General features: G+C 47.4%; 7 protein-coding genes. 3 read left to right on the forward strand and 4 right to left on the reverse strand.

Annotation, left to right across the window (positions count from 1 at the left end; translation table 11 throughout):
* Positions 1-114 precede the first annotated feature (114 nt).
* The gene (locus tag VIM87_RS23010) at positions 115-1218 is read right to left on the reverse strand and encodes a glycoside hydrolase family 172 protein (protein ID WP_422653336.1); all 1104 of its coding nucleotides are present in this window, start codon (positions 1216-1218) and stop codon (positions 115-117) included.
* Positions 1219-1381: 163 nt separating this feature from the next.
* On the reverse strand, positions 1382-2566 hold the full coding sequence (locus VIM87_RS23015; protein WP_331999275.1) for an aldose epimerase family protein: 1185 nt from the start codon (positions 2564-2566) through the stop codon (positions 1382-1384).
* Positions 2567-3049: 483 nt separating this feature from the next.
* On the opposite strand from VIM87_RS23015, the gene VIM87_RS23020 reads away from it, so the two are divergent.
* The gene (locus tag VIM87_RS23020; protein WP_331999276.1) at positions 3050-4063 is read left to right on the forward strand and encodes a LacI family DNA-binding transcriptional regulator; all 1014 of its coding nucleotides are present in this window, start codon (positions 3050-3052) and stop codon (positions 4061-4063) included.
* A gap of 126 nt (positions 4064-4189) precedes the next feature.
* On the opposite strand, the gene VIM87_RS23025 is transcribed toward VIM87_RS23020, so the two are convergent.
* Complete coding sequence (locus VIM87_RS23025; protein ID WP_089906694.1) at positions 4190-5164, reverse strand: deoxyhypusine synthase family protein; 975 nt, start codon at positions 5162-5164, stop codon at positions 4190-4192.
* A 129-nt stretch (positions 5165-5293) separates the two neighbouring features.
* Entirely contained in the window at positions 5294-5752 is a 459-nt protein-coding gene (locus VIM87_RS23030; protein WP_331999277.1) for a hypothetical protein, read from the reverse strand.
* Between the two features lie 440 nt (positions 5753-6192).
* On the opposite strand from VIM87_RS23030, the gene VIM87_RS23035 reads away from it, so the two are divergent.
* Positions 6193-6783: an ACP phosphodiesterase gene (locus tag VIM87_RS23035; RefSeq protein WP_422653335.1), complete on the forward strand. Its 591-nt coding sequence runs from the start codon at positions 6193-6195 to the stop codon at positions 6781-6783.
* 140 nt (positions 6784-6923) lie between these two features.
* Positions 6924-7526, forward strand: coding sequence for a DUF2911 domain-containing protein (locus VIM87_RS23040; protein WP_331999279.1), 603 nt, complete (start codon positions 6924-6926; stop codon positions 7524-7526).
* Positions 7527-7754: the final 228 nt, after the last annotated feature.

The raw sequence follows: 7754 nt of genomic DNA on the forward strand, positions 1-7754 counted from the left end.
GCGTGGTGCCGGATAAACCCGCCCGCCTGCAGCGCAATGTGGCAGATGCGATGGAAGCCCTGTTTAAAGGACTCTGAGGCAATTTTAGATTTTAGATTTACGATTTTAGATCTCTTAGTTTACCTCTAAGTCGTTTTTAGACGGGAGGGCCGGGAAAGCTGTATGAGGCTCTGCCTGGTACCAGTACACTACCGAGCTGATATCTGACTGCTGCTGCAAATAACGGCCGCCGCTGCGCCAGCCCAAATCCTGGATGGTAACTTTCAGATCTTTATCAAAACGTACCGGATCCATAATATGCCAGCGGTACAGGCCAAAACGCTGCTGTGAATCATACACACCGTTAGGCCGTATTACCTGCGGCAGGCCGGTGTAAGGCGTACAAAACTCCTGGTATTGACGGGTGTTGCGGTTCTCAAAATTGTAGGATCCGCAAAAATAATCTTCAGTACCGGTGCCGCAGATGGTAGGGAACCTGGTATCGCCATCCATAAAGAATTTGATCTCCCCTTCGCCCCACCAGCCATTATTATTCACGCCCCAGGCCAGGTAAGTGCCTACGTACTGGCCTTTGCCTTTAATATCATCTACCAGCGTATAGCTGCCGCCTTTAGTAGGATTGTTGCGGCGGAACTGGGCATGAAAGTAACCGGCATCGGAAGGTACATCCGTTAACGTATAGTCAACCTGGTAATACAGCGTCATACGTTCTGTATTAATATTCTCCATCGTGATCTTACACTTTTTGCGGAAAGGCATAGCCCAGTAACAGTTAAAGGCGCTGCCGGGGTTCACGCAAATGGGCAAAGAGGTAAGCTGCGCATATTGCCCCCAGCCCATGCCAAAGAAATCACCTACCGGCACCTCTACGGATGGTGTGGTCTCATCATCCCAATAAAAACGGATAATGGAAAAACGCCAGTTACCGGTGGGCGTCATCCAGATATGCTGAATAGCGCCGGGCCCTTCAATCTCCGCCAGGGTAATGGTTTTGCCGGCTTCAATGTGAATAAAGGGGCTAACTTTCCAACCCTGCCCCAGATCGCGCGCAGCCTCGCGGGCCTGGCCCTGCTCCAGGGTAGCCATACCGGCCTTACCTTTTTCACCGGTAAAATTTTCGGGGCTGATACTTCTTGTTTTTGCATTGGAAAGCTGGAACAGGTTACCCATGTTCATATTAAGCCCATTAAAAGGTTGCTGCTGTTGTGCATACAGCATATTAGCTACAAGTACTGCACAGCAAAGTGTAAGTAGGTTCCGCACCATGAGTGATAGTTTATAACGTGGATCAATAATGTTATGCCTACAAATTACAAAACGAATTACACGAAGCATAGCGCTATCGCATAATTCGTTTCGTATTATTTAGAGCTGGAAAAGTTTATTTCACGCCAAACTTATACACGCAGGTTTGCTGGTAAGTTTGCCCGGGCTTTAATACCACGGAAGGAAAAGCAGGCTGGTTCGGCGAATCGGGGTAATGCTGTGTTTCCAGGGCAAGTGCGCCACGGTGTACATAAGCCTTACCGCCTTTACCGGTATCCGCTCCCATAAAGTTACCGCCGTAGAATTGCACGCCCGGCTCTGTGGTCCATACCTCCATATAGCGGCCGCTCTTGGGTTCCAGCACGGTAGCAGCCAATGACAGCTCGTTACCTTTTTTATTCAGCACCCAGTTATGATCATAGCCCTTGCCAAATTTGAGCTGCTCAAAATCAGCACCTACTCTTTCACCTATAGGCGTAGGAGTTGTAAAGTCCATAGGAGTGCCCTTTACAGGCTCCAGCTTGCCAAAGGGTATCAGGCTGCTATCTACCGGCGTAAATTTATCGGCGTTCAGCATTAACACATGATCATTGATATCTCCGTTGCCGGCGCCATGCAGGTTCCAGAAGGAGTGGTGTGTTAAGTTCACGATCGTTGGCTTATCGGTAGTGGCTTTATAGCTGATCTTAAATTCATTGCTGTCGGTAAGCTCGTAAGTAAGCGTTACATCCAGGTTGCCGGGGTATCCTTCTTCCCCATCTTTGGAGAGGTAGTGGAATTCCAGCGTATGCTCATTGGGTTGTTTGGCCTCCCAAACCACATCATTAAACCCTTTTAAACCGCCATGCAGGTGGTTGGCGTTATTATTCACCGCCAGCTTGTACTCCTTACCATCCAGATTAAATTTGCCTTTGGCAATACGGTTGCCGTAACGGCCTACAATGCCGCCGTAGTAACGGTCTTTGGTGCTTATATACTGGCTTATCTTATCGTATCCCAGCTCCACATCTTCCAGCTTACCCTCTTTGTCCGGCGCCAGCAGTGCCACTACTTTTGCACCGTAGTTGGTAACGGCCATTTGTACGCCGCCTTTGCTTTTCAGATAAAATAATTTCACCTGGCTCCCATCGACAGTGGTGTCGAAATTCGCGGCGGGGATCAGGGTTTCAACGCTAGTGATGCTGTCATGATTTGTACTCATACTATCAACAGAATTATTATTTGTGTTAGTACCGGATTGCTGGCAGGCGCCCATACCCAGGGCCGTGGCTACCGTTAGCAGTGGAAGTATACGTTTCATAATCGCAGTAATTTATAAGGGTCCAATATACGTTTAATGTGCGAAAAATAGTCCGGATATAAAAAAGCCGGGAAATGATTTTCCCGGCCGTAATTTTGGCCTTTATCCATTAAAATTGCATTACGCTTTTGGAGTGGTAATGCACGTGTAGTATTGGTTGCAAAATATAAGCTGCTGGTCAGATAAACATGGGGTGCGGGAAAATAACGTTACCGGTAACGTTTGCATTAATAAAAAAAATATGTGTTTGCCATAAAAATGCCCTGTTTCAGCAGTTCATCCCTATTGCTGTACCGTTTGTGAAATACGATGCACGTACTTAACCGGTTTTTGTTTTATTTGTGGAGTATAACTGGGGGAGCTCCGATTTTTAGGACGAACGGAAACAATTGACAGGCTGTTTGCAACACCTGCCATGGATCCATATAAGAAAAACCCGTGTAACCGGTACCGATCACTGAATATAACTATCCAACTAGGAGCATGAAGAATAAGCAGGTAACCATCAAGGACCTGGCGAGGAAGCTGCGCCTCTCCGTGTCTACCGTATCCAGGGCATTACGTAACCTGCCCGACATTAATGAAGAAACCAGGCGCAAAGTGCTGGAGCTGGCAGAGGGACTGAACTATGAGCCGAACTACATTGCCCAGAGCCTTATTAATAAACAAACCCGTATCATAGGGGTGATTGTGCCCCTTATTGCTACGCACTTCTTTTCACATGCCCTTAGCGGTATGAACGAGATAGCCAATCAATATGGCTATCACCTGATGTTTTGCCAGAGCAATGAATCCGCCCACCAGGAGGCAGACGCTATACAGCAGCTGGCCAGCTGCCGCATAGATGGCTTGCTGATATCCGTATCCAAACAAACGCAGGATGCAGAGCCCTTCCTGAAGCTGCGCCAGAAAGGCATTCCCTTTATATTCTTTGACCGTGACCTGCCGCATGTATGCGCTTCCCGTGTAAAGGTGGAGCAGTACAAAACCGCATTTAAGGCAGTGGAGCATATGATACAGCAGGGATGCCGCAACATTGCCCACCTGGCCGGCCCCAAAGGATTATCCGTATCAGACGAGCGGTTACGGGGTTATGAAGATGCCATGCAGCAGCATAACCTGCAGTACACCCCTCAGCATATTGTACACTGTGAAAAATTTCAGCTGAATGCCCTGGAAGCGGTAAAGCAGGTAATGCACTTACAGCCGGATGGTATTTTTACCGTGAACGATCCCTCCGGCGTAATTGTGATCAAGTACCTGCAAAGCCAGGGGTACCGCGTACCGCAGGATATTGCCGTAGTAGGCTTTAACGGCGACCCGGTGGCAGAAGTAGTAGAACCGGCCCTGAGCACTATTATACAACCGGGCTATGAGGTAGGGAAGGAAGCGCTGAAAATGCTGATCCGCCATATTGAAGAAAAGTTTATGGAAACGGAGGAGCTGGTGCTGGAAGGAACGCTGGAGATCCGGGGATCGTCGAAGATGCGCGGATGAGTAGATGTGCAGATATGCAAATGTGCGGATGTGCAGATGGCGGTAAGCGCTTATTAAAAAGCAAATGTGCAAATGGAGTTAATTCATTTGCACATTTGCATATTAGCACATCCGCACATTAAAAACTTACCATCCCAGCAGGTAGGCAAATATTAACGGCGCTACGATGGTAGCATCTGATTCAACAATAAATTTAGGCGTATTGATATCCAGCTTACCCCAGGTGATCTTTTCATTCGGCACAGCACCGGAATAGGAACCGTAAGAGGTAGTGGAATCAGAGATCTGGCAGAAGTAGCTCCAGAAAGGAACATCATGCCATTCCAGGTCCTGGTACATCATAGGTACTACGCAAATGGGAAAGTCGCCCGCAATACCGCCACCGATCTGGAAAAAGCCTACGCCTTTGCCGGCAGAGTTATTACGGTACCAGTCAGACAGCCACACCATGTACTCAATACCGCTTTTCATGGTAGCGGCTTTCAGCTCACCCTTAATGCAGTAAGAGGCAAAGATGTTACCCATGGTACTATCTTCCCAGCCCGGTACTACAATAGGAATATTCTTTTCTGCGGCAGCCAGCATCCAGCTGTGCTTGGGATCAATCTCGTAATGTTCTTTCATTACACCGCTCAGCAGCAGCTTGTACATATATTCATGCGGGAAGTAACGTTCGCCTTTGGTTTCCGCATCTTTCCATATTTTGAAAATATGTGTTTGTATGCGGCGGAAAGCTTCTTCTTCCGGTATGCAGGTATCTGTAACGCGGTTAAAGCCCTTTTCCAGCAGCGCCCATTCATCCTGCGGGCTCAGGTCGCGGTAGTTAGGCACCCTTTTATAGTGGGTATGTGCCACCAGGTTCATGATATCTTCCTCCAGGTTGGCGCCGGTGCAGGAAATAATATCCACTTTTCCCTGGCGTATCATTTCCGCAAAGGAAATACCTAGTTCGGCAGTGCTCATGGCGCCTGCCAGCGTTACCATCATTTTTCCACCTTCCAGCAAATGTGTTTCATATCCTTTGGCAGCATCTACCAATGCAGCAGCATTGAAGTGCCGGTAATGATGCTGGATAAACTGTGAAATGGGCCCTTTGTTCATTTTGTTAAGTTACTGTTTTGTTGCAAGGGGGCAAAGTTAAGATATAGTTAGGAGAAGGGCATAAAAAAAGGTCCATAGTGCGACTATGGACCTGCAAAACAACACAACAGCTTATAGAATGGCTGACGACTACGCTTTTTTCAAACGCTGGTATACGCTTAACTGACCGTTACTGTCAGACTTTACTACCATCCAGGAGCTTTCGGCTTCCAGCGTAATGTAGTAAGTGGTAGTGTTACCTGAATCCAGCTCTACGGTAGAGCGGATCGCGTGTGTAGGGTAACGTTTCTTTACTTTGGTTACCACTGCCAGGGGCAGCTGTTCTTCCGTAATATAACGGCGGGTAGAAAGTAAATTGCCATCTGCATCAAAGTATGCGGAAACCTGGGTTTCACCTACCAGGAACTTGGCGGTAAAAACCTTCTGGTCATCGGTGTACCAACGTACATGAGTGGCATTGGCAAAAGATTGGCTTAATGCTGTTTTCAGGCGGGCGGTAGCTTCAGTCTCAGTGACATGGGCAGCCCAGGCTGTGTGCCCGCACATTAAGGCGGCAGCTACACATAGTGTTAAAAACATTTTCTTCATGGCGGAAGTTTTTAGTTTTTTAGGGTTGAATTTTTTTGTGTTTGTTTGTTTATGCATCAAAGGTACAGTGGCTTTATACGCGCGGCAACCCAATAGTTGCTAATGGTATAGCTTGAATAGTTTACAAAAACACCTGTTGCAACATGTAGGTTATAAATACGATTTTTTTTCGTATGAGGCGGCCGCTGCAAAGCGTTTGCAGGCAAAGAACGAATGTTGCACCTGCCGGAGTTAAGCTTTTGTTAAAGTGGAAGAGTGATGATGTGCGGTAATATCAAAAACTGCGAAGTAAAAATGCAATGCATTGCAGCCGGTGATCAGCTTACAGCCCTGTACTGGTAAGGGTTAGGATGAATGGGCCTGTTAACAGATGAACGGAAACAGACCTGCGTACGGGTTAGATGCCTGCATATCCGCACATCATTTCGTAAATTACAACGATGAATTTTCTTGCGCATGCATACCTATCCTTCAATAATCCGTCAATTATAATCGGCAACATGATTGCCGACTTTGTAAAAGGCAAACAGATCCTGCAACATACGCCGGCCGTACAGGAAGGCATTCGCATACACCGTGCTATAGATACTTTCACCGACCAGCATACGCTTACCAAAGAAGGCCGCGAGCTTTTTAAACCCTCCTGCGGCCTGTATGGCGCTGTGTTCATGGATATTGTGTACGACCACTTCCTGGCCAGGGACCTGCAACGCTTTGCAGACGGGCAGCTGGAACAGTTTGCTCAATCCATATATACCCTGCTGGAAAACAATGCCGGCAGCCTGCCCCCCGTATTTTTACAGGTATTCCATTATATGCGCACACAAAACTGGTTATATAATTACCGGCTTACAGACGGCATTTACCGCACCTTCAGCGGTATTACACGCCGGGCGCGTTACCTGGAGGTGCCGGCAAGTGTACCTTTTGCCGTATTTGAAGAGCATTACACCGTGCTGGAAAGCTGTTACCAGGGCTTTTTCCCGGAGCTGGAAGTATTTGTAAAGGAAAAACTGGCACTTTTACCCTGAGCGGGCCGCTTACCCCCTTTCTTTTACCGCTTTACCTTTTGCCGGCCCTCTTAAGCGGCTGGAGCGTTACGTTTTTCACCTTTTTTACTAAGTTTGGCCCCTGGAACCACAATTTACCATCAAAAAATTTACAGCCAACAATGAAGCAAGCGTTCTTTTTTGCCGTGATGATGTTATTATCCGCAGCAGGCCTGCAAACCGCCAGCGCCCAGGATAAGAAATTACCCCCACCCGATGCCAGTCCTATGGATATGGCCTACTATCCGCCCGTATACCCGTACCTGGTAAAGGTAAAAGGCGAGTCCGGCTCGCTGGTAGCCCGCGTTATTTACAGCCGCCCGCAGAAAAAAGGCAGAAAGATCTTCGGAGAGCTGGAAGAATACGGAAAGGTATGGCGCCTGGGCGCTAATGAAGCTACGGAAGTAGAATTCTTTATTCCCGTTGTTATTGGCGGTAAAAACATTCCCAAAGGACGTTATACCATGTATGCCATTCCGCAGGAAGATAAATGGACTATTATCCTGAACCGCGAAACTGATATCTGGGGCGCCTATAAATATGATGCTGCCAAAGACGTAGTGAGAACCACCTTACCAATAACTACGCTTACCACACCGGTAGAATTCTTTACCATGGCCTTTGAGAAGGCAGATGCGGGAGCCAACCTGCTGATGGCCTGGGATGATATTATGATCACCCTGCCGGTGAAGTTTAGTGAAAAAGGCAGTGGAAAGAAGAAATAGGTAACAAAAAAATAAAGGGCGGTAAGAATACCGCCCTTGTAATAATTTTAACCATATCCTATGAAAAACCTAGATCAAAAGTACACGGAATGGCTACACGGGATTTCCCGGTTTTGGCGAACGTAGTAAAAAAGGTCGTGAGTGTAATAAATTCTCCCGTATTAGTATCGTAAGCCCCAAATTCCGACAAACATCCTATTGCATAAAACGTATTTCTACGTATAGCCG

The organism is Chitinophaga sp. (genome assembly GCF_036569125.1).
Lineage (GTDB): Bacteria > Bacteroidota > Bacteroidia > Chitinophagales > Chitinophagaceae > Chitinophaga.